Here is a 21,761-nt window from a genome sequence, read left to right on the forward strand (position 1 = left end):
TAGATAAAGCCCCCAACGCTCACGCGTCGGGGGCTTTTCTTTGTGCGTAAAAAATTGCCAGTGTGATATTATTTATCATTATTCTTATCCTTACCTTTAGGAGCATGTTATGGGTGTTTCTCTCTACTATACGGCTGAGCGAACGACGCTTTTGACTGAGCAGGAGCAAGAAGCTGTTACGCTTATCGTTGATAAATATAATGATCGCTTCGAGCATGCAGAAGACGCGGAGTCTTTTGATCTTTATGCTTATGATGATAGTGAATCAGAAATAATATTAGCAGGTGCTACAAAGATGCCTGTTAGCGTAGATGTAGATGTTCTGATGTATAGCATCAACCATTGGTTAGAGTGTCTGACTGAGATTCGTCTCGTGGTTGCTGAGGCAGAATGGCACGTTCATTTAGATGACAATGATGCGGTATGGGTAGATAATAGGTGGCAGATGGAATAGTATCTGGCTGTGCTTAGATGACAGCAAGTTAAAAAGCAAATGAGGATATAAACCGATGTTAATTATTAAACTGACTGATAGCAAAGAAACTTTAGATGATATCGAGAAAATATGTCTATATCTAACCACACATAAAAAGTTATTGCCTTTGCTAACTACGGAAGAAGACCAGGACCTTGCTTATATCTTAAAGCCGACGTTTAAAGCAGATCATAACGAATCTGAAAAGAAAGCGCACTGGGAAAAACTCTTTAATGAGTTTACGCTAACTGATAGTAATGACGATGAACTTCGTTTTTATAGAGAGAAAAAAACCGATGCTCTATATTTTGGTACGAAAGAAGGGTTTGAGACGATAAAAAGTATCAATAATGATGAACCTGCTATTAGAAGCAGATTTAACAGTTAAAGCTACTAGTAAGCTTCTATTAAGCGATTGAGCTTTGATTTAAGATACCTCTCAGTCAGTCAGTCAGTCAGTCAGACAGCAAGTCACTATCACTCTCTATCAGCCTTAGAATGGAGTCTGCTTTGTTTAAACTTTACTATTATCCGAACAATGCGAGTTTAGCGCCACATTTTTTGCTGCATCATGTGCAAGCGGATTATGAGTTAGTTCTGGTTGAAAGAGAGAGTAACAGTCACAAATCAGCTGATTATTTAAGGTTGAATCCTGCTGGACGTATTCCAACGCTGGTGGATGATAGGCAGGCAATCTTTGAGAGTCCTGCTATTTGTATTCATATTTGTGAGTTATATCCAGAGTATGAGTTGATACCTGCACTTGGCGACCCTAAACGCCCGTTGTTTTTTCAGTGGCTGGCATTCTTAAACAACACATTGCAAGCGGAACTCATGGTTCGTTATTATCCACATCGTCACACCAATGATGAAAGCAATATACCCAATATCATATCTGCTCAAGATGAGCGCATTGCAGAGGCTTTGTCTATCATTGATGATCAGCTAGAGTCTAATCCGTTTTTGCTTGGTGATAAACTATCGGCATGTGATTATTTCTTATTTATGTTGGCGGAGTGGTCGTTACCGTTAGAGAAGTCGCCTATGGCCTATAAAAATTTGGCAGTGTATCTAAATCGATTAAGTGAAAACGCTAGTGTAAAAGCAGTATGCGAGTTTGAAGAGATAGACCTGACACCGTTTAAGCGATAGTGATAGTAATATTTTATAGTTAGCACTAAATATTTTGAGCACGCATTAAGCGAATAAAGGAAGTATTCATGTCGATTTGGTCACTGATTCTAATATCATTTTTGCATATTACGATTGGTGGGGCTTTTTCACTTGGTTTTCTCTTTTATATTTGTGCAGAGAATAGTCCAGTTTTATCCGAATTTGAAAATACCGCTCTGTTTACTTTACTCATCGCATATTCAGTCTCTTTGTTAGTGAGTACTGGACTGGCTATTTATTTTTATGTGGCACTTGATAGCGAGTCATATTATCTATGCTTTTCGTTATCGTGGGGCTTGCTCATACTGCTGTTAGGGTATTGGACTTACATTTCGGCGAGGTTTAGCTGATAAAATTTTAAGAGAGTTTAGTAATTAGTCGCATTTTTGTTATAAGTAGAAGAGTTACAGAGTATCATTTAATGCGAAAACGCGAATTGTCAGCTCTCTACTCAAACTCAAATCCTCGACGGGCTATCTATGCAGGGAATTTTCTTTGGAAGTTGATTTAGTGGTTACGGTTTCAATAGTCTTTTAGATGTTTATCTGAATGTATTTGATAGTATTAGAGTTTGGATATAATTTATATTTTATTATAGGCTATACTTAAGTTCACTAAGGGCACATAACCGTTTTAATTACTCTACTTTAAAAGGATAAATGCAATGGCTGTCAAACATACACCTACTAGCGAAATTCATAGTGGAAATAAAGGCGGACGTACTGGTTGTGGTTCTGATACTAAGTTACATCCTGACCATTGGGCTAATAGCTCACAGAAAATTACTTGTGACAAAAATGGATGCAAAAACTAATAGTTAATTTGATAATTAGAAGTCTTGTCAAGACTGACTTTTCTCCGAACTCAGAAGTGACACATCGTAGCGCCAATGGTAGTGTGGCTTGCCTATGTGAGAGTAGGTCATCGTTAGCACTCTTTATCAAAGTTCCCACTTTAACCGTTGGGAGCTTTTTTTATGCTTATTGTTACTATCCTTATCTAAAACTTCAGTGTTTATAACCTTGCTAAAGTTAGTTTACTCGCCATATTTAGATTATTAATTAGTGATATTATACTAAATTGCCTATAGCAACTCATTTTATCTTTCTAGGTCAGAGTTATGAAAATATCAAATACGTTAGATAGAAGTACTAAAATACAAAGGTATATGGATTTAAGTAAGTTCTTACATATGCTTGAAAGTAAAAAACTATTTATGTGTAGAATCGACAATTTTGAAGATAAACTAGAAGGAGGATTGACAACAATAAATGATTTCTTTTATAGCGGTGCCGCAGAGGCATTAAGTAACCTTGTAAATAATAGTTTACCTTTAAGCCTCGGGAGAGGTTGTAACTCCCTTGAAAGTATTGAAGAAGCTCAACAAAGGCAAAAAGAATATGAAGATAAGTCTAAAAATAAGTCGTTTACGACTGTTTTTGGAGACATTAAGCTATCAGAAAAATTAACATATAAAGATGTTATTAAAGCACAAAAGAAATGGTTCGATGTGAGCTGTTGGCATTCCAATATAGATGATACTGAAAGTATTGCGATGTGGAAAATATACGGTAATGATATAAATTCCGTATGTATTACCACCACCATTGGACAACTGTTAGACTCTATAGAAGAAGATAAAGATATAAATCTGCTAATACAAAAAGTTGAGTATATAGATCATCGAGCAGATTATTATAGCTTAGAGGTTGATAGTAAACTCGCACCCTTCGTTCATAAGCATAAAGCATATAAATTTGAGAATGAAATAAGGTTAATAGCATATAATCACAGCAATGACCCTTTAAGTAATAGAGTTGATGCTGGCTCTTTAATTAGGCTCAAATCGAATGATTTTATTAATAGTGTTAAGGTTTCTCCTGAAGCACCTGAATGGTTTTTTAACTTAGTAAAAGATATTTTCAACGATAGGTATGAGCAAACTGGGGTTGTTGCTCGTTCTGATCTTGATGATTTAGTAACAACACTTAGTAATTAGTACATTTTATAACTGTATGTAATGTAAAAACCATTATCTAAAATATCAAAGGAAAAGTAATGACCACATCAAAAGTAACTTATCAAGGTAATTTACGCACCACCGCCATTCATTTGCAATCCAATAATCAAATCATTACCGATGCGCCTACGGACAATCACGGCAAGGGTGAGGCGTTTTCTCCTACTGATTTGCTAGCCACCAGTCTGGGCAGCTGTATCTTAACGGTTATCGGTATCAAAGCCGACGCGATGGATATCGATATCTCAGGTACGACCGCAGAAATCACCAAAGTTATGGCTACTAAACCCAGACGTGTGAGTGAAATACACATTATCGTTAATTTTCCACGTGTATTGGATGAGAGTATCTTAAAACGATTTTATAAAGCAGCGTTGACCTGTCCAGTAGGCAACAGCTTGGATCCTGCTATTACGCAAAACTTAGTCTTTCATAATGGCATAGACATCTAACATGGCTAATAAGACCCTGCTGATAGTGGCTCATGCGCCATCGCCCAATACTCAGCAATTAGCGCAAGCCGCCTATAATGGTGCCAATCATCCTGATATAGATATTACTGTCATCTTGAAATCACCGCAGGACACGCAGCCAGAAGACGTCTTAGCTGCTGATGCGTTACTGCTAGGTACAACCGAAAACCTAGCGTATATGGCAGGGCTGACCAAGGATTTCTTTGATCGTTGCTACTATCCAGTGCTAGAAGAAAAGCAGGGCATGCCATTTGCACTATATATTCGGGCAGGGCATGATGGTACGGGCACTAAGCTTGCGCTCAAAACCATTACCACAGGATTACGCTGGTCATGGGTGCAAGAGGCGCTGATATTACAAGGCGATTGGCAAGATAGTTTTACTGAACAAGTAGAAGCGCTAGCAATGACATTGGCAGCTGGAGTCGAGGCAGGTATTTACTAGCAGGTATTCACTTACAGTGGGCCGTTTGGCAATGCTTGTGGAGATAGTGCAACTGCTATAACTATTATTACCACTACCACTGCCACTACCAAAAGCACCATAGACAGTTTGGAGAGAGCCGTAATGCACAATGGTGATTTGAATAATAAAGTAGATGTCTCTGCACTGTCATGCTCCCAAGCGTGTGAGAATAATAAACAGCCTATTTTAGAAGTGCTACAAATTGAGCTGCAAGGCTCTAATCATCTGCTAGAGATTGGGTCAGGCACTGGTCAACATAGTGTTCACTTTGCGCCTCATTTATCACATCTAAAATGGCAAACGAGCGATGTCATTAGTAATCATCGTCATATAATGGCTTGGCATCAGGCTTATCCTGCGCCTAATCTATATGCTCCTTTGGCGTTTGATTTGAGTACGGATGCGATACCTTTTAATAGCAATAGCAATAGCAATAGCAATAGCAATAGCAATAGCAATAGCAATAGCAACAGCCAGTCAGATTTACCTTACGATGCCATATTTACAGCCAATACGCTGCATATCATTAGTTGGGCTTTGGTGAGACGGTTAGTTGCATTGGCTGGTGATGCGTTCCCTATCGGTGGAAAGCTGATCGTATATGGCCCATTTAACGAGCATGGTGCCTATACTAGTGCGGGCAATCAGCGATTTGATGCGATGCTCAGAGCAGGCAATCCTGATAGCGGGATTCGTGCTAAAGAAGACGTTGTCAGTTTGGCAAGCGAGCATCATCTTCAACTCAGCAAAACATATACAATGCCTGCTAATAATCAATTATTGGTCTTTCAAAAAATATAAAACTTCAAGCGCTTACAATACAAAAGCCACTTCAAGTCAGATCAGAAGATGATCGATTGAAGTGGCTTTTTACTTAGGTTTCTTACCTAGGTTTTTTAATTTACTTGGGTTGTTTGGGTTTTCTTATTTTCACGCTATTAGGTTATTTATACTCTTCTTCTAAAAAGTCCAAGTAACGTTTCCAAGAGCGCTTGTCGGCACGTTCATCATATCGATCACTACCAAAGACACTAAAGGCGTGCGGTGCGCCGCTATAAGTGACCATCTCATGCGGTACCTCGGCGGCTTCCAACGTCTTACCTAAAGTCGCAAAGCTCTCTAAAGAGACAGATTCATCAGCTGATCCGTGAAATACTAAGATTTCTCCTGTCGTATTGTCATAGCTTTGACCGGTTGGAATATCGAAGGCCCCATGAAAAGGTACAAAGGCTTTTTGCGGGAATCCTGAACGTGCAAGCTCTAAAGCAACCGTACCACCAAAACAATAACCCATGGTTACGCCTTTGCGCACGTCATTGCCTTGTAGTCGTCCTGCATTTAACGCGCCTTGTAGTAAACGGCGCATCTTGCTGCGATCATCATATAGCTCGCCTGTTAGGCGTTTGTTTTCTTCAATAGATGTCGGGCGTACGCCTTGTCCAAACATATCTGCTGCTAAGACATTGTAGCCTTCAGTTGCCAACATGTCCGCGCGTTTACGCTCATAGTCGGTTAGCCCATCCCAATCATGAATCAATAAAATAAAAGGCGCATTAGGTTCATCGGCTTTAGCATAATAGCCTTCGTAGGCCTCATCATCGACCGTATAGGTAACGTTTTTGGTTGTGATAGCCGCAGCTGTTTGACTGAACGTTAGTGCCATTAGACCCATTGACGCGCCTACTAGCAATGAGCAATAAGGTTTTTTAATTTGGGAGTTTAGAGTTGGTAACATGGTAGGTAGCCTTATAGTTATATAAAAAATAGTCGCATCGTCAAATCTACATAAATCCGCTACATCGTCATCCTTGCTAACTATACTAATGTATAACTTGCGCTCGGCGTTGTTGTGTCGAAAGTATTTGGGATCAACGATATAAAACAGATAAATATAAGGCTAAAACCATGCCAATTTATTTATCGATAGTCTCTGGTGCTTCATAAAAGAATACCTTAAAGAATAACTACATTACAAGGTTCTATTGTTAACGTTTATGCACCTTCAAGACCATCTAAAGTCTCTGGTGTATAACATCTATAGACCTTAACCAAATATCAACAAGGTCTACCATAGACGCAACTATATTTGACTTATTTTTTGGGTAGTATAAGTCCTAAGCCTATTATTCCTTTACGAATTTTAGTGCGGTATCAATTTAATATTAGGCAATGCTGAAAACACAGAAAAATAAATGACAAATGAAGTCACCATTATTTCAAAGGATATCAAACCTGTGTCGGCACTTTTTTAGTAACTTAAAAGAGCACTCTTAATCTATTAGCTAGGACTTTTTATGAATAATAATATCGATCATACTGACCCCGCCAAAAACATGAATACTGAACGTGGCAATGGTGGCGAAACCCACCAACGCGCAGGCGACGACACCAAAGTATTGACCACGCAGCAAGGTGTGGCTATCGCCGATAATCAAAACTCTCTAAAAGCAGGTTCACGTGGGCCTACGCTATTAGAAGATTTTGTATTACGTGAAAAAATCAATCATTTTGACCATGAGCGTATTCCTGAACGTATCGTCCATGCTCGTGGTAGCGCAGCACACGGTTATTTTGAGCTGACAGAGTCGCTAGAAGAATATACGACTGCTAAAGTATTGACTGAGACAGGTAAGCAAACGCCACTGTTTACGCGTTTTTCAACAGTAGCCGGTAACAAAGGCTCAAAAGATACGCCACGTGATGTGCGCGGCTTTGCTGTGAAAATATATACCGAAGAAGGTAACTGGGACATCGTTGGTAACAACATGCCAATCTTTTTTATCCAAGATGCGATGAAGTTTCCAGATTTAATTCATGCGGTCAAACCAGAGCCAGATCGTGGTTTCCCGCAAGCAGCCTCTGCTCATGATACGTTTTGGGATTTTGTCTCACTCAGCCCTGAAACCATGCACAACTTAATCTGGTTGATGAGTGATCGCGGTCTACCGCGTAGCCTACGTATGATGGAAGGTTTTGGTATTCATAGTTATCGCTTAATCAATAAAGAAGGTAAGAGTACCTTTGTACGTTTCCATTGGAAGCCAGTACTAGGCGTACAGTCAACCACATGGGATGAGGCAGTGAAAATCTCAGGTGCTGACCCTGATTATCATCGCCGTGACTTGTTTGAATCAATCAACAATGGTGCCTATCCCGAGTGGGAGTTTGGCGTACAGCTATTTACCGAAGAAGAAGCCAACGAATTCCCGTTTGACCACCTCGATGCGACTAAGCTAATTCCAGAAGAATTGGTGCCCGTAAAAGTCGTGGGTAAGATGGTACTGAATCGCTATCCAGATAACTTCTTTGCAGAGACTGAGCAGGTAGCATTCTGCCCATCGCACCTACCACCTGGCGTTGACTTTAGTAATGACCCATTATTACAAGGTCGTCTATTCAGCTATCTAGACACGCAGCTATCACGTCTAGGGTCACCAAACTTCGCTCAGATTCCTATTAACGCGCCAAAGTGTCCGTTTGCTAACAATCAGCAAGACGGCCATATGCAAATGCAAGTGCCAAAAACTCGTACATTGTATGAGCCACAAAGCCTAGATCCAACTCGTCCTCGCGAAAGCACTAAACGTGGTTTTGAATCGTTCCATGAGCAGCTAGATGATGGGGTAAAAGGTCGCGTACGTGACGAGAGCTTTGCAGATCATTATAGTCAGCCACGTATGTTCTATCGTAGTCAGACAGCAACTGAGCAAGCACATATCGCAACGGCCTATGCGTTTGAGCTAGGTAAAGTAGATACCGCCCATGTACGTACGCGTATGCTTGGTCACTTGATTCATATCGATGAAGACTTGGCCAACCGCGTAGCAACGGCACTGGGTATGGAGCTACCAGAGCCAGCAGATGCGGCGGCACCTGTCCAAGATTTGGGAACCTCAAAAGCAATACAAACCATTGGTCTAACGCCTGATAGTCTAAAAGGTCGTATGATTGGTATATTAGTCGCAGAAGGTTCTAATAGCAGTGAAGTCAAAAAGTTCGAAGACGCGGCAAAAGAGCAAGGTGCTAGCGTCAAGATTGTAGCGCCTAACAAAGAAGTCGTGTTGGATGATGGCACACGCATACAAGCTGATGAGCGTCTCGCTGGTGGTCCGTCAGTAATGTTTGATGCTGTCGTCAGTGTCATCATGCCTGACCAAGCTAAAAAGCTAGCTATGGACAGCTCTGCGTTAGATTGGTTCAATGATGCCTTTAACCATTGTAAAGCCATCGCATATTGCGGTGCGACTGATGAATTTATCCTAAGTAAGCTACCAGTTGAAAAAGATGAATTTGTGACGCCATTGGCCGAGCTAGATACCTTTATTAATAATGCTAAGTCTCGTTTATGGGAGCGTGAACCAAAGGTTCGTGACCTTGCATATTTGATAAATAGGTAACTTAAAGGTTATCTAAAATACTAATTACCCAAAATACCAATTATCTAACATACTAAGTGTTTACCTAAACCCAGCCTAAGTGCTGGGTTTTTGCTTTTGACTGATAAGGGAATAACTATCATGAGTAATATTATATATATTTATTAGTCATGGTTTAACAATAGTGACTACTCACATTGCCTTTATATACTACTTTATCTCCATATATAGTCACAAGCGTTCACTCAAAACGATTTTTTTTACTATGACGGGCGTTATACTAACTACAAATGAAAAGGATAAATAAAAGTCTCAAAATAAAATATCGCAGGAAGCGATAAATGAACAAAGCAGGGATTGCAAATGAGCTTATGTAAGATTATACGTTTAGAAGGGTATATACAGAGCACGTATTTAGCAGTATATCCAAATAAAATAATGCTGTTAGATGGTTGCTGCCGTGCTGATGTACCGATGGTACTCAACTATATTAAGACGACACTAAAACGACCTGTCACTGACTTAAAAGTAGTGATGGTCACTCATATGCATCCTGATCATGCGGGCGGTGCACATAAATTCCGACAAAGGACTGGCTGTCTGATTGTCTCAGCGGACAAAAAAAAGCAGTGGTATAGCGGTATTGGCGGGCGAGTGATGCACTTCGTAGATATCAATTTGGCCTATTATGTGGCCAGACGTCAAGGACGCGCATTTAAAAACTTATATTACTCGGCAACTCTAAAACCAGATATTACTATCACCGATGGCGAACTTGTACCATATTTTGACGAGTGGCAAGTATTAGAGACATCAGGCCATACAGACCGTGATTTGTCTTTGTTTCATCTGCCTAGCCGCGAAGTATATACCGCTGATCTAATAATCAAGTTGCGTCATAAGTTTGTGGCGCCTTTTCCTGTCTATGACCCTAAGGTTTATATTCAATCGCTTCAAAAAATAAAAGCATTAAAACCTTCTGTAGTCATGATGGCGCATGGTCGTGAGTTGGCGATAGATCAAGTCACGTTTGATACCTTGATTACGCAGGCACCCAAATATCCACGCACTATCAAAGACACTATCAAGCATAAATTACTATGGCGCAAAAAAGATAACTTTCGACTGTTTAAACGTAGGCGTAATGAATAGAGGTATATAACAGCTAAGAAATAATACTTAAAAAGTTCAGACGAAAAAAAGCCCAGTTACTAAACTAGTAACTGGGCTTTTATAAATATGGTGGGCTGTCCGCGACTCGAACGCGGGACCAATTGATTAAAAGTCAACTGCTCTACCAACTGAGCTAACAGCCCTGAAGAGTATATAAAAAAGCAATGCTTTTTAACTCTGCAAGAGAAAATTCTAACTAAAGAACTTTCTAAAACTAAACATCTTAACGATGTCCTTTAAACTTATCTTTATTGGTCTACTACCGGATAGGGTAGAACGATCAACAAAGATTAAACTAAATATGGTGGGCTGTCCGCGACTCGAACGCGGGACCAATTGATTAAAAGTCAACTGCTCTACCAACTGAGCTAACAGCCCTAACGTTTAAAGTGTTTGTATCCCTAAACGTGAGAGCACATTATATATACTATTATGAGAAATACAACCCTAGATTATAAAAAAAGTAAAAATCTTAGGAAAAAAGTCATATTTTTTCAGAATTTTACTATTAGAGCCTATTTTAGGCTCTGAATAATCCAAGTTCGTATCTAAGCAATCACGTACTAGTCTCTAGATAAAGCATCAACAGGATCTAGCTTGGCAGCATTACGCGCTGGCAAGAATCCAAATACCACGCCAATTAGTGTCGAACAAACAAAGGCAGCAATAATAGAGGTTGATGAATAGATTACTTTAAAGCTATCGCCGCCCAATCGATTGATCAATTCACCAATGGCAAAGGCCATACCAATACCTAATAAGCCCCCTAAAATACAGACCAATACCGCTTCTATCAAGAACTGCTGCATGATATCGCTCTGACGTGCGCCTACTGCCATACGTACACCAATCTCATTGGTGCGCTCGGTGACAGAGACGAGCATGATATTCATCACCCCAATACCGCCAACTATCAATGAAATGACCGCGACTGATGAGATAAGCAGGGTCATCGTGCCTGTCGTCGACTCGATCGTTTGTCGGATAGAGTCTGAATTGCGTAGCTCAAAGTCATCTTTGCCATGGCGACTCTCTATCAAGTCAGAGATAGCGGTCTCTGCGGCGCTAGAAGAAATACTATCATCTAACAACGCCACAAATCGGTCGATATTGGTGCTACCTGTGACCCGTGACATTACCGTTGTATAAGGCATATATATAGTAGGTGTTGTCACACTAGGTCCAAAGCCACCATCGCTCTCTTCGAGGACGCCAATCACGCGCCCAGGTACACTACCAACTAATATTACCTCACCGACAGGATTATCAAGATCTGCGAAAAAGGTCTGTTTGGCATTGTCATCGATAATGATATCTTGGCTACGTAGTGTGATGCTTTTTGCATCAAATCCCTGACCCAACGCCAATGTCTCACCAGTGACGGTTAAGTAGTCTTCACCAATACCATTGACGGTAGCGTCTTCTTGTACACTGCGATAGCGAACGCTGGAGTTGGCACTTACTTGAGGGCTGACGCTGATAACATAAGGCTGATTACCAACCGCTTCTGCGTCTTCAGGCGTTAAGTTATCATCGTTATAACGGCGTCTAGGGTCGCCTCTAGGGTAGCCGTCATTGACGGTAATGGTGTTAGTACCTAGCGAGCTGATATTGGCGAGGATTTGCTGTTGAGAGCCTTGTCCAAGACCTACGATAGATACGACGGCAGCAATACCGATAATAATGCCGAGCATGGTCAATAACGTTCGCATCTTGTGCGCGCGCATAGCAAGTAATGACATTTTAAAGGCTTCAAGCAGTCGGTCTATGAAACTACTAAAGGCACTTTTACGATGTTCACCAAGGATAGACTCTGGTTTCTTGTCTGTATGCTTGTAATGCTCAGTTTGATAGTCAGCAATGACATAGCCATCTTTTAGCTCAATCACACGCTCCGCTTGCGCCGCTAGCTTTGGATCATGAGTGACCATGATGATGGTGTGACCTTGGGCACTGAGGTTATGCAAAATCGCCATGACATCTTCGCCAGACTTACTGTCTAGGGCACCAGTTGGCTCATCTGCCAAAATAACGTCACCACCATTCATCAGTGCGCGAGCAACAGAAACACGCTGCTGCTGTCCACCAGAGAGCTGATTGGGGCGGTTGTTGACCTTATTACCAAGGCCCAAATCCGTTAATAGCTGTTCAGCACGGTTGGTGCGTGCTTCGGTATCCATACCCGCATACACGGCAGGGACGGCGACGTTGTCTTTGGCACTGATATCACCAAGCAAATGATAGCGCTGAAAAATAAAACCAAAATGCTCACGGCGCAACTCTGCTAGCTGGTCGGCATCGAGCTTACGGGCGGATTGACCGTAAATCTTATAGTCACCCGCAGTTGCTTGATCTAAGCAGCCCAAGATATTCATCAAGGTGGACTTACCAGAGCCTGATTGTCCAATGATAGCGACCATCTCACCTTGGTGAATCGTCAGATTGATATCATGTAAGACTCGAATGGTTTGCTCACCAGCTGGGAACTCTCGAATAATACCCGACAGCTCCATAATGGGCTTGCCTGATGCAGAGTGTTTGCCTAGATTGGTAGTTGACGAGTCATTTGAATGGTTAGCAGAAGTGTATGACTCTAAATTTTGAGCCGTACTATCTTCAGAGTCATTTACAGTCGCTGGTTTAGGAGGTTGAGATATAGTCATAGCAATGTCTTCAATAAAGGCTAATAAGCGTCTTATCGTTGTCATGAAAGGGCTGTTACTTTTAACAAGCCCTTCTTAGACAGCATAGTCAAAGAACAAGTTACTTTCGAGGTCCGCCAGGTACACGGCCGCTACCTGATTGCTTGCCGCTTTCTTCACTGATGATTATTTCTTCCCCTTCTTTCACACCACTTAAGATTTGTGCGTTTACTCGGTTATCGATACCGACTTCTACAGTACGCTCTTCTACAGTTCCGTCCTCTTTTAATACACGTACAAACTTACCAGCGGCTGCTTTGCCTTTTTTATTACCTTTAGATCGTCTTTCTTGTATCACTGTTGATGGTACTAACAGGGCATTTTTAGCTTCGTTAACGATGATATAAATCTGTGCTGTCATATCAATTCGAAATAAGCGATCAGGGTTTGGTACTTCTACGTAGCCGACATAATAGATAGCAGCGTCCGTTGAGCTGGTACTACTGATTTGTTCTGGGGCAGGCTCGATAGCAGTCAACGTCGCATCATACTGCTGATCTGGATTACCAATGATGTTGAAATAAGCGGGCATCCCAGCACTGACATTGATCACGTCAGCTTCGGAGATTTGCGCATTGATACGCACGGTCGATAAATCTGCTAACGTCACCAGTGTCGGCGCTGTTTGGTTGGCATTGACGGTGGTGCCTTGCTCTGTGGTAATAGAAACGACGGTACCTGATATCGGTGCGCGAATCGTGGTATAGCTCAAATCCTCTTCAGCAGTACTCACATTGGTTCGTGATTTGCGTAACGCCGCTTGCTGACTGTTGATATTGGCTGCTGTCGTTGCAATCGCTGCCTTTGCCGTATCGATAGCTGCACGTGCATTGGCAACAGCAGCCTTTGCCGTCTCAACACTGGTCGCTTGAGTGTCATATTCTTGCTGCGAGATAGCATCGATAGCGACTAGACCTTGCAAACGCGCAAAATCAGACTGTGCTTGTTTAAGCTCAGATTGACGGCTGGCAAGATCGGCATAGGCGCTTTTTAGATTGGCTTGTTTGCTTAACGATTCTGCTTGTGCACTTTGTAGTGCGGCTTCGCTTTGTTCAAGACTGGCTTGTTCGTTGCTCAGGTTATTCTTCTGAGTCACTTGATCAATCTGCGCAATCAAATCGCCTTGTTGTACTTCGTCACCGACTTCCACGTATAGGCGTTTTACTTCACCAGATACCTGTGCCCCTACATCGACAGTGTTTAACGCTTTTACTTTACCGGACGCCATGACATTATTTTCAATATCACCAACTTCAACAGTTGCGGTTAGGTAGTTAGGCGTGGTGTCTTCTGGTTTGAAAAAACTATAGGCCAAAGCCCCTAATGCTACGATAATTAAGGTGATGACACCCCATTTGATAGCAGACTTTTTGCTTATTTTGCGCATGACAACAATCCAATTACAATTAAATCAAGTATAGATATAGTAGAGACTTCACCTATAAAAGGGAACGTAAATTAGTTTACGAAAGGTTAAGGCAACTGGGAATGGGGATAGGTACAGAAAAGAAATACTTACTAAAAATCAATAAAACGGAGATTATAGGAGAACAAAATAAGGTAGTAGGATCTAGATTTATAGCATTTAAATGTATAAATCAGTAAGAAAAACGTATAAATCAGTAAGAGAAGATATGGATAACTTGTTAATAAGAGAAACAATAAAAGGTGGTGACAGGCTAGTCTTAGCGCATCGCAAATAAACGCTTACCTGCGAGCTCCAATGCCGCTTGCAATAATAATTCCCATGCTGGCTGGCGTATAAGTCCTTTAATAGCTTGGTCACAGCGGTAAAGCAGGGCAGGCCATTCGCTCGTTTGTTCTTTCGACTGACGGCGGCAGGCTTGTTGGTACAACCCTTGCTTACTACGCCAAATGCCTAATGCTTGAGGGTCTTGACCGTCCATAAGTTGAATGATTTGACGCATGTCTTTGCTAATAGCCCAGAGCACTAAAGTAGTGGGCTCATCGGTCGACTTTAGCTGAAACATGATTTTGGCAACCTGCGTGCTATTGCCCGCGAGCATCGCATCAGACAAATCGAACACACTAAACTGCGCGTCGCTGACCAACGCTGCTTGTAGGTCTGCAATATCCAATGCCACATTATTCGCAGGCTGTGAAAAGCTATTAGATTGTTCGGTACTCTTGTCATTAGCACTATTTTCACTAGTAGTGTTATTAGCAACTAGCTGCGGTGCAAACAGATAAGAAAGCCGCCATAGGGTTTGGTAGGCACTTAGCAAATGATGCTCGGTGTGTGACATCAGAAGCTGCCACGCTTCTTGAGATAGCCTTAAACCAAACTTCTGAGCTTGGATTTGTAGTAGCTGTTGGCGCTGCTGCTCATTATATAGGTTGCAATCGATGACATTGCCATATTGCGCAAAAGGAGCGAACCATTTGCTGCTCTGGCTGCGCTTGTCTTGCTTAGGCGTGAGCCACAACACACTATGACTGTGTGTTCCAGTTTGTGCCTCGACCGCAAAACGTTCCAACTCAGCGATAACCGCTTTGTCAGGTTTATGATTGCCCGTCACGATTAAGGCACTGGCATCATCGAATAAAGACTGACTGCCAAGTTCGGACAGTACTTCTTGCCAGCTTTTGACGGAAACTAGCTCTATACGTTTGATTGCGTAATTTTGTGCGCGCCAGTGTGGACGCAGCGCATCTATCAACCATTGACTGAGTAAAGGCTCATCACCATGCGCCAGCCACAATCCCGCTACTGCAACGGAAGGTTGTAGTAGTTTTGGGTAGGCTTTTATGAAGGTATCTTGCATAGCGTGGTGTTACACCGTTTGATGAGCATGTAATACCAGTTCCAAAAATATGATCAACAGTGTCAAGCTTGTTCAGTCTACTTAAAGTAGTACATGCCCTTATTGACTTCGCTATTCATACTTCTAGAAATGATATCGTTTGATAATAAGAATGACTGACTATTACGGTTGTGGTACAACGACAACAGTTGGTGTTACACCTTTATTCATTTGCACAGATTGTTTGGCAGCAGGTGCGACTTTTGGAAGTGAGATAGCCACGTATTGATCAGTGATACGGCGTGCTAAAGTATCATAGAGCCAATCGCGAGTCTGATCGCCTTGTAGATCGTCAGTACTGACAGATGCTTCGTTGTACTGGTAGCTTCGCTCGACCTGAATAGGGTTGCTTAGTGTCACAGGCTTACCATTTTCCAGCGTTTGATAGCTGACATCTGCTGACAGTACCAAGCGAATTTCTGTTAATACCCCAACCAACTCGTAACGCTTAAAACGTACGTTGCTGATATCGATAGCGGCAATAGACTCAGCTCCTGTTTGCTGGTTATTACGAGCAACTTCCTCCAAGCTCATATTACCAAGAACATCGACACCTAACGTCTTTAGGCGCTGCGTTAATGGTAATTTCAGCGGGAATGAGGTGCGATTGTCTTCGAGAATGACGGCTGTTTTTTCGACATCAAGCAGCATCGCTGAGTCGTAGCCACGCAGCTGAAATCCGCAGCCACTAAGAGCCGCCGCTGCACCTACCACGGTGAACATTGGCAGCGTGGCAAGCAAGGTTGCTCCGAGCTTTTGGCCAAGGGACTTTTTATTAGCTAGGCTGTGTACGCTCGATATTGATTGCGCCTGCTCAGCTCGATGCTTGTATGACATAAACGCTATCCTCATATGATAAGAAGGCTTAGAGTACTAAGCCTAGGCGACTAGCCTGCAACCACGATATTAACTAGTTTATTAGGAACAACGATTTCTTTTTTAATATCGCCTGTGATGAATTTTGCCACACTTTCCATGGTGCGAGCCTGCTCTTTTAGCTGCTCAGGATCGCTGTTTGGTGTCACATCCATCTTGCCACGCATTTTACCATTGACCTGTACCACCATCGTGATCATGTCCTGTACCAGTGCACTTTCATCTACGGTTGGGTAGTCTAAGGTTAAGGTGTCAAGACCTAGCTGCTCAAGCAGATACTCACCAACGTGCGGTGCATATACAGACAGCATAATTAGCAGATTGGTCAGCGCTTCGTGTTTGACGTGCAGTTCTTGCTCGTTACTAGCGTTAAAGCCAGTCAGTTCATTAGCCAATTCCATCAGGCTTGATACTGGCGTGTTCAATGCCAGACGGTCACCCAAATCACTGTCAATCTTAGCAATCGTTTCGTGCGTTTTACGACGTAAGTTTTTGGCTTCTTTGCTTAGACCGTCTGTGTTCAAGGTAGCACTATTAAGCGTATCAATGCTGATATTGGCGGCTGTGAGCGCTTGCATATGGTCGGTTGCAATACGCCATACTTTTTTCACAAAGTTGTAAGGGCCTTTTAGTGCATCGTCTGACCATTCAAGCGTTTGATCCGCAGGCGCAGTAAATAGCGTATATAGACGAACCGTATCAGCACCATATTTATCAATAGTTAGCTGTGGGTCTACGCCATTGTTTTTTGACTTAGACATTTTTTCGATTTTGCCAATCGTTACTGGCTGACCGTCAGATTTTAAGATAGCTTTGATTGGTTGACCGCGTTCGTTGAAGTCAATATCGATATCTTCTGCAAAGTAGTAGGTCGTACTGCCATCCGCGTTGACGCGGTAGAAAGTACCAGCCAGTACCATGCCTTGAGTCATTAGATTGGCAAATGGCTCGTCGCCCGTAACTAAGTTCTCGTCTCGCATCAGCTTATGGAAGAAACGCGCATACAACAGATGCATCACCGCATGCTCGACACCGCCAACATATTGATCAACAGGCAACCATTTATTGGCAGCAGACTTATTGACCATGTTTTGCGCGTCATTTGGGCTAGCAAAACGTGCGTAGTACCAGCTTGACTCTACAAAAGTGTCAAAGGTATCAGTCTCGCGCTCAGCAGGGTTACCACATTTAGGACAAGTAGTATTTACAAATTCTGGTAGATTTTTAAGTGGGTTACCACGACCGTCAGGCACGACGTCAGTTGGCAACACAACTGGCAAATCTTGCTCTTCAACTGGCACAGTACCACAATGCTCACAGTTAATCATTGGGATAGGGCAGCCCCAATAACGCTGGCGAGACACGCCCCAATCACGTAGACGATACTGAATCTTTTTCTTAGCCAGCTCTTTTGGCTCGAGCTTGGCTAGCATTGCATCAAACGCTTGCTCAAAGTCTAGACCATCAAACTCACCGGAGTTAACCAAGGTATTGCACTCAGTATAGGCAAGATTGACTTCCGTATTGTTTGCTTTCGCCTCTGCTTTTAGTTCATCAAAATGGCCGTCAGGCGTGTTGATGACTTGTTTGATCGGTAGGTTGTACTTATTGGCAAACTCATAATCGCGCTCATCATGGGCAGGTACCGCCATGACCGCGCCTGAGCCGTAGCTCATCAGTACGTAGTTAGCAACCCAAACTGGCACTTCTTCACCAGTCAGAGGATGCGTTACAGTGAGGCCTGTATCCATACCGATTTTTTCGGCTTTGGCCAAATCAGCTTCAGCTACTGAGCCTTTTTTGCAAAGTGCGCAGAATTGAGCGACTGTTTCATCTTTTTCAGAGGCATACTGTGCAAGTGGATGCTCTGCTGCTACAGCAACATAAGTCACACCCATTAAAGTATCAGGACGCGTGGTGAATACATCCAAGGTGTTTTCTTCACCAGCTAGCTCATAAGGGAAGTGGACTTCCATACCGGCACTACGACCAATCCAGTTGCGCTGCATGGTTAGCACTTCAGACGGCCAGTGACCTTCTAGTTGATCCAAGTCATCCAACAGCTCATCAGCATAATCGGTGATGTTGAAGTAATACATAGGGATGTCGCGCTTTTCGACCGCAGCACCACTACGCCAGCCTTTGCCATCAATGACTTGCTCGTTCGCCAAAACGGTATTGTCAACAGGATCCCAGTTGACCGTCGATAGTTTTTTGTAGACTAAGCCTTTTTTGTACAATTGCAAAAATAACCACTGCTCCCACTGATAATACTCAGGGCTACAAGTGGCAAATTCACGTGACCAGTCAATAGATAGACCTAGCAATTTAAGCTGCGCACGCATGCTGTCAATATTGGCAAATGTCCATGCAGCAGGTGGCGTTTGATTAGCAATTGCTGCGTTTTCCGCTGGCAGTCCAAAACCATCCCAGCCCATTGGCTGCATAACCTCATAGCCTTTGAGACGATAATAACGACTTAATACATCAGAAATCGTATAGTTACGTACGTGCCCCATGTGCAGCTTGCCACTTGGGTAAGGGAACATCGACAGCATGTAACGACTTGGCTTGTCGCTTGACTCATTGCTTACTTCAAAGCGCTTGTCAGTTGCCCATTTGGTTTGCTGCGCGGCTTCTATCGCTTGTGGGTTATAATAATTGTTTTCTGTTTGGTCTGCTGTCACGGCGTTGCTCATAGTCGGCTCGAAATTGGTTGATACTGATTTATTTAATACGGATTTGTTTAATACTGATCAAAATAGGTGGAATTTGACAATGCCATAGCATAGCGTAATTTGGCGAAAATTGCGATTGATTGCGATTGATTGCGATTGATTGCGATTGATTGTGATGTTGTTATAGTCGAGAATACTAAACTAGTCGTCATAAGTTGATGAAATTTCAATTATTTATAAAGTAGAGATAGCATGAGTGAAATTATTCTAAAAAAACCTGTCAGTGTCCTCAATCGTAATGTTAAATTTGATTTAAAAGATTTCTTTATCCAAGCGTCTTCTACTGTAGCAGGTACAGCTATTCAAGCTGCTACTGCAAACCCTATCGGAGCATTAACTAGCATAGTTAAAGGCGTAGCAAGTGCTTCCAAAACAATCTCATTGGAAGAAATTCCAGTAGAAGAGCGTGCTTGGTTACTTGTTGTCTCTTCTTTGACTCAGGCTATTGCTAAGATAATGGCAGACTTTAACGATTTATTCGAAAACAATATTGAACAGTCACAACTGAACACAGTTAGTGAGCAACTTACTAACCAAGTTAACGAGATAGAAATTACATTAACGAATGAGTTTTTTAACAACCCGCATCGATTATCTTTTTTAAATGATCTATCGCCGATTTTAAAGAACTGGCTACAACAACTTGGACTGAATGATAGTCAAGCCAGTTCTTTTATTTACCAGTTTAAATCACAGTTTCCGATGTCGTTACACCATGAGTGGGGTACGAATTCAGCTTATTATGCGCTAATTGTTGAAAAGCTAGATACACCGTTCAATACTGTAAATAGATTACAAAAACAAGCATCAGAATATCGCTATTGGTTACAGCAACAAGTTAGTGAGCGTGTTTTTGAAGAAGCGTTTGGGCTTCAGCAAATATATGTACCCCTACGAGCTTACTATATACAAGTAGAAGATAGTAACGATGAGAAAATCAATGAAAATATTATAGAAGCTGAAAGCAATAATATTCTTAAACCCAATCACAATGAAAACATCACCAAAACAGTCTGTAATCTCCACGAAGAAATTAATGAATGGGTTAGGCAGGCGGATACAGAGGATAACTTAAAAGTAATTAGTGGTGGACCTGGTTCAGGTAAGTCGTCATTTGCTAAAATTTTAGCATCAGAGCTAGCTGAGAGCTCTGATATACCTATTTTATTTGTACCTTTACATCGTTTCAAAATAAGTGACTATATACATGATGCTATGAGAAAGTTTCTTGATAATCATCATATTCTGAATCCAGATAACTTACTAGATGAGTCTAAGTTACTTCTCATATTTGATGGTCTTGATGAGCTAACAATGCAAGGGTCTAATTCAAAAGAAGTGGCTAATGGCTTTATAGAGGAGTTAAAAGAAGTATTACAAGACAAAAAAACTCTACATTGGAAGGCAGTTGTTACAGGTCGTGAATTATCTATACAGCAGCAGCAAAGTAAGTTGAAGAAGAGGAAAACTATTTTGCATTTACTTCCATATTTTATCAATGAAGATGATAGAGAAGATTTTAACGACGTGAACAACTTATTATTAGAGGATCAACGTGATGAATGGTGGCATAAATTTGGTGAGCTAAAAGGTAAGAATTTTGCTAAGTTACCTTCGATACTAGCAACTGAAAATTTAGAAACTATAACAAAAGAGCCTTTACTCAACTACCTTTTATCATTGAGTTATTTAAGAGAAGACATTGCTTTTACAAAAGATACCAATATTAATCAAATATATGCAGATTTACTAGAATCAGTTCATGAGCGCAAATATACAGGTAGCCGTACTCACACGGGAATAAATAATATCGAGAAAGAGAAATTTATAAGAATTCTTGAGGAAATCGCATTAGTCGTTTGGCATGAAAGTGGGCGAACCGCGAGCATTGATAGAATTATGGAACGCTGTAGAGAAGTGGGTCTCTCAAGTTACTTTGATAAGTTTAAAGATGATGCAGAGTCGGGCGTTGTTAGACTACTGATGGCTTTCTATTTTAGAGAGTTCGATGGTAATCAAGGAGATAAAAGTTTTGAGTTTACTCATAAAAGCTTTGGTGAATATTTAACAGCAAGACGAATAATGCTTGAGTTAAAAATAATGTTGGACGAAGTTGAAAGAGGGAGAAATGCACCTGGTTGCGGGTGGACATTAGAAGCTGCTTTTGAAAAATGGATAAGACTTTGTGGACCTCAATTTATAGACGGTTATTTGAGTGATTTTTTGGAAGGAGAAATACGTATAAAATCTGAAACAAAGTTCGGATTATCCGAAATATCTAAATATCAAGAATTAATGATTGAGCTCATACAATTAGCAGTAAATGGACAGTCACCTGTCAAAAAGCTAAATTTAGCTGCTTTTTCTGAAGACTTGACATACGTAAGAAACGCTGAAGTAGCACTACTTACAATTCATTCCTTATGTGCTAGAAACACTAATAAAATAATTAGAAGTATTAAAT

At 41.5% G+C, this 21,761-nt stretch carries 17 protein-coding genes and 2 tRNA genes; 11 read left to right on the top strand and 8 right to left on the bottom strand.

Annotation, left to right across the window (positions count from 1 at the left end):
• The first annotated feature begins 109 nt into the window (after positions 1-109).
• The 8 genes from ACT3QR_RS13250 to ACT3QR_RS13285 all read left to right on the top strand — a co-directional run bounded on the left by ACT3QR_RS13250 (position 110) and on the right by ACT3QR_RS13285 (position 5,408).
• Positions 110-454 carry a hypothetical protein gene (locus tag ACT3QR_RS13250; protein ID WP_444521795.1) on the top strand — a complete coding sequence of 115 codons (345 nt, stop codon included), beginning with the start codon at positions 110-112 and terminating at the stop codon, positions 452-454.
• A 55-nt stretch (positions 455-509) separates the two neighbouring features.
• A complete protein-coding gene (locus ACT3QR_RS13255) occupies positions 510-863 on the top strand; it encodes a hypothetical protein (RefSeq protein WP_444521796.1) in 354 nt (117 codons plus the stop codon).
• A 122-nt stretch (positions 864-985) separates the two neighbouring features.
• On the top strand, positions 986-1,627 hold the full coding sequence (locus ACT3QR_RS13260; protein WP_444521797.1) for a glutathione S-transferase family protein: 642 nt from the start codon (positions 986-988) through the stop codon (positions 1,625-1,627).
• A gap of 685 nt (positions 1,628-2,312) precedes the next feature.
• The gene (locus tag ACT3QR_RS13265; protein WP_444521798.1) at positions 2,313-2,462 is read left to right on the top strand and encodes a hypothetical protein; all 150 of its coding nucleotides are present in this window, start codon (positions 2,313-2,315) and stop codon (positions 2,460-2,462) included.
• Positions 2,463-2,768: 306 nt separating this feature from the next.
• The gene (locus tag ACT3QR_RS13270) at positions 2,769-3,647 is read left to right on the top strand and encodes a DUF2971 domain-containing protein (protein WP_444521799.1); all 879 of its coding nucleotides are present in this window, start codon (positions 2,769-2,771) and stop codon (positions 3,645-3,647) included.
• 59 nt (positions 3,648-3,706) lie between these two features.
• Positions 3,707-4,120 carry an OsmC family protein gene (locus tag ACT3QR_RS13275; protein WP_444521800.1) on the top strand — a complete coding sequence of 138 codons (414 nt, stop codon included), beginning with the start codon at positions 3,707-3,709 and terminating at the stop codon, positions 4,118-4,120.
• 1 nt (position 4,121) lies between these two features.
• Entirely contained in the window at positions 4,122-4,586 is a 465-nt protein-coding gene (locus ACT3QR_RS13280) for a flavodoxin family protein (protein ID WP_444521801.1), read from the top strand.
• A gap of 123 nt (positions 4,587-4,709) precedes the next feature.
• Positions 4,710-5,408: a DUF938 domain-containing protein gene (locus tag ACT3QR_RS13285; protein WP_444521802.1), complete on the top strand. Its 699-nt coding sequence runs from the start codon at positions 4,710-4,712 to the stop codon at positions 5,406-5,408.
• A 142-nt stretch (positions 5,409-5,550) separates the two neighbouring features.
• Here ACT3QR_RS13285 and ACT3QR_RS13290 read toward each other — a convergent pair whose 3' ends face one another.
• A complete protein-coding gene (locus ACT3QR_RS13290) occupies positions 5,551-6,342 on the bottom strand; it encodes a dienelactone hydrolase family protein (RefSeq protein ID WP_444521803.1) in 792 nt (263 codons plus the stop codon).
• A gap of 559 nt (positions 6,343-6,901) precedes the next feature.
• Here ACT3QR_RS13290 and ACT3QR_RS13295 point away from each other — a divergent pair.
• Both ACT3QR_RS13295 and ACT3QR_RS13300 read left to right on the top strand, forming a co-directional pair.
• Complete coding sequence (locus ACT3QR_RS13295) at positions 6,902-9,004, top strand: catalase (protein WP_444521804.1); 2,103 nt, start codon at positions 6,902-6,904, stop codon at positions 9,002-9,004.
• A 342-nt stretch (positions 9,005-9,346) separates the two neighbouring features.
• Entirely contained in the window at positions 9,347-10,135 is a 789-nt protein-coding gene (locus ACT3QR_RS13300; RefSeq protein ID WP_444521805.1) for an MBL fold metallo-hydrolase, read from the top strand.
• 88 nt (positions 10,136-10,223) lie between these two features.
• Here ACT3QR_RS13300 and ACT3QR_RS13305 read toward each other — a convergent pair.
• The 7 genes from ACT3QR_RS13305 to leuS all read right to left on the bottom strand — a co-directional run bounded on the left by ACT3QR_RS13305 (position 10,224) and on the right by leuS (position 19,258).
• A tRNA-Lys gene (locus tag ACT3QR_RS13305) sits at positions 10,224-10,299 on the bottom strand.
• Positions 10,300-10,458: 159 nt separating this feature from the next.
• A tRNA-Lys gene (locus ACT3QR_RS13310) sits at positions 10,459-10,534 on the bottom strand.
• A 185-nt stretch (positions 10,535-10,719) separates the two neighbouring features.
• Complete coding sequence (locus ACT3QR_RS13315; RefSeq protein WP_444521811.1) at positions 10,720-12,669, bottom strand: MacB family efflux pump subunit; 1,950 nt, start codon at positions 12,667-12,669, stop codon at positions 10,720-10,722.
• A 250-nt stretch (positions 12,670-12,919) separates the two neighbouring features.
• Positions 12,920-14,245 (bottom strand): efflux RND transporter periplasmic adaptor subunit, encoded by a 1,326-nt coding sequence (locus ACT3QR_RS13320; protein ID WP_444521806.1) that lies wholly within the window; start codon positions 14,243-14,245, stop codon positions 12,920-12,922.
• Positions 14,246-14,543: 298 nt separating this feature from the next.
• On the bottom strand, positions 14,544-15,644 hold the full coding sequence (locus ACT3QR_RS13325) for a DNA polymerase III subunit delta (RefSeq protein ID WP_444521807.1): 1,101 nt from the start codon (positions 15,642-15,644) through the stop codon (positions 14,544-14,546).
• A gap of 162 nt (positions 15,645-15,806) precedes the next feature.
• Entirely contained in the window at positions 15,807-16,520 is a 714-nt protein-coding gene (locus tag ACT3QR_RS13330) for an LPS-assembly lipoprotein LptE (RefSeq protein ID WP_444521808.1), read from the bottom strand.
• 50 nt (positions 16,521-16,570) lie between these two features.
• Positions 16,571-19,258 carry a leucine--tRNA ligase gene (gene leuS, locus ACT3QR_RS13335; protein WP_444521809.1) on the bottom strand — a complete coding sequence of 896 codons (2,688 nt, stop codon included), beginning with the start codon at positions 19,256-19,258 and terminating at the stop codon, positions 16,571-16,573.
• 231 nt (positions 19,259-19,489) lie between these two features.
• Here leuS and ACT3QR_RS13340 point away from each other — a divergent pair.
• The coding region (locus tag ACT3QR_RS13340) for an NACHT domain-containing protein (protein WP_444521810.1) at positions 19,490-21,761 on the top strand (2,272 nt) is incomplete at its 3' end.

The sequence above is a fragment of the Psychrobacter sp. AOP7-B1-25 genome, assembly GCF_052376195.1.
Classification (GTDB): Bacteria; Pseudomonadota; Gammaproteobacteria; order Pseudomonadales; family Moraxellaceae; genus Psychrobacter.

Excerpts from the sequence above, each read along its gene's own strand:
- ACT3QR_RS13250 (WP_444521795.1), top strand. The coding sequence starts at position 110 with ATGGGTGTTTCTCTCTACTATACGGCTGAGCGAACGACGCTTTTGACT.
- ACT3QR_RS13255 (WP_444521796.1), top strand. The coding sequence starts at position 510 with ATGTTAATTATTAAACTGACTGATAGCAAAGAAACTTTAGATGATATC.
- ACT3QR_RS13265 (WP_444521798.1), top strand. The coding sequence starts at position 2,313 with ATGGCTGTCAAACATACACCTACTAGCGAAATTCATAGTGGAAATAAA.
- ACT3QR_RS13270 (WP_444521799.1), top strand. The coding sequence starts at position 2,769 with ATGAAAATATCAAATACGTTAGATAGAAGTACTAAAATACAAAGGTAT.
- ACT3QR_RS13275 (WP_444521800.1), top strand. The coding sequence starts at position 3,707 with ATGACCACATCAAAAGTAACTTATCAAGGTAATTTACGCACCACCGCC.
- ACT3QR_RS13280 (WP_444521801.1), top strand. The coding sequence starts at position 4,122 with ATGGCTAATAAGACCCTGCTGATAGTGGCTCATGCGCCATCGCCCAAT.
- ACT3QR_RS13285 (WP_444521802.1), top strand. The coding sequence starts at position 4,710 with ATGCACAATGGTGATTTGAATAATAAAGTAGATGTCTCTGCACTGTCA.
- ACT3QR_RS13290 (WP_444521803.1), bottom strand. The coding sequence starts at position 6,342 with ATGTTACCAACTCTAAACTCCCAAATTAAAAAACCTTATTGCTCATTG.
- ACT3QR_RS13295 (WP_444521804.1), top strand. The coding sequence starts at position 6,902 with ATGAATAATAATATCGATCATACTGACCCCGCCAAAAACATGAATACT.
- ACT3QR_RS13300 (WP_444521805.1), top strand. The coding sequence starts at position 9,347 with ATGAGCTTATGTAAGATTATACGTTTAGAAGGGTATATACAGAGCACG.
- ACT3QR_RS13315 (WP_444521811.1), bottom strand. The coding sequence starts at position 12,669 with ATGGAGCTGTCGGGTATTATTCGAGAGTTCCCAGCTGGTGAGCAAACC.
- ACT3QR_RS13320 (WP_444521806.1), bottom strand. The coding sequence starts at position 14,245 with ATGCGCAAAATAAGCAAAAAGTCTGCTATCAAATGGGGTGTCATCACC.
- ACT3QR_RS13325 (WP_444521807.1), bottom strand. The coding sequence starts at position 15,644 with ATGCAAGATACCTTCATAAAAGCCTACCCAAAACTACTACAACCTTCC.
- ACT3QR_RS13330 (WP_444521808.1), bottom strand. The coding sequence starts at position 16,520 with ATGTCATACAAGCATCGAGCTGAGCAGGCGCAATCAATATCGAGCGTA.
- leuS (WP_444521809.1), bottom strand. The coding sequence starts at position 19,258 with ATGAGCAACGCCGTGACAGCAGACCAAACAGAAAACAATTATTATAAC.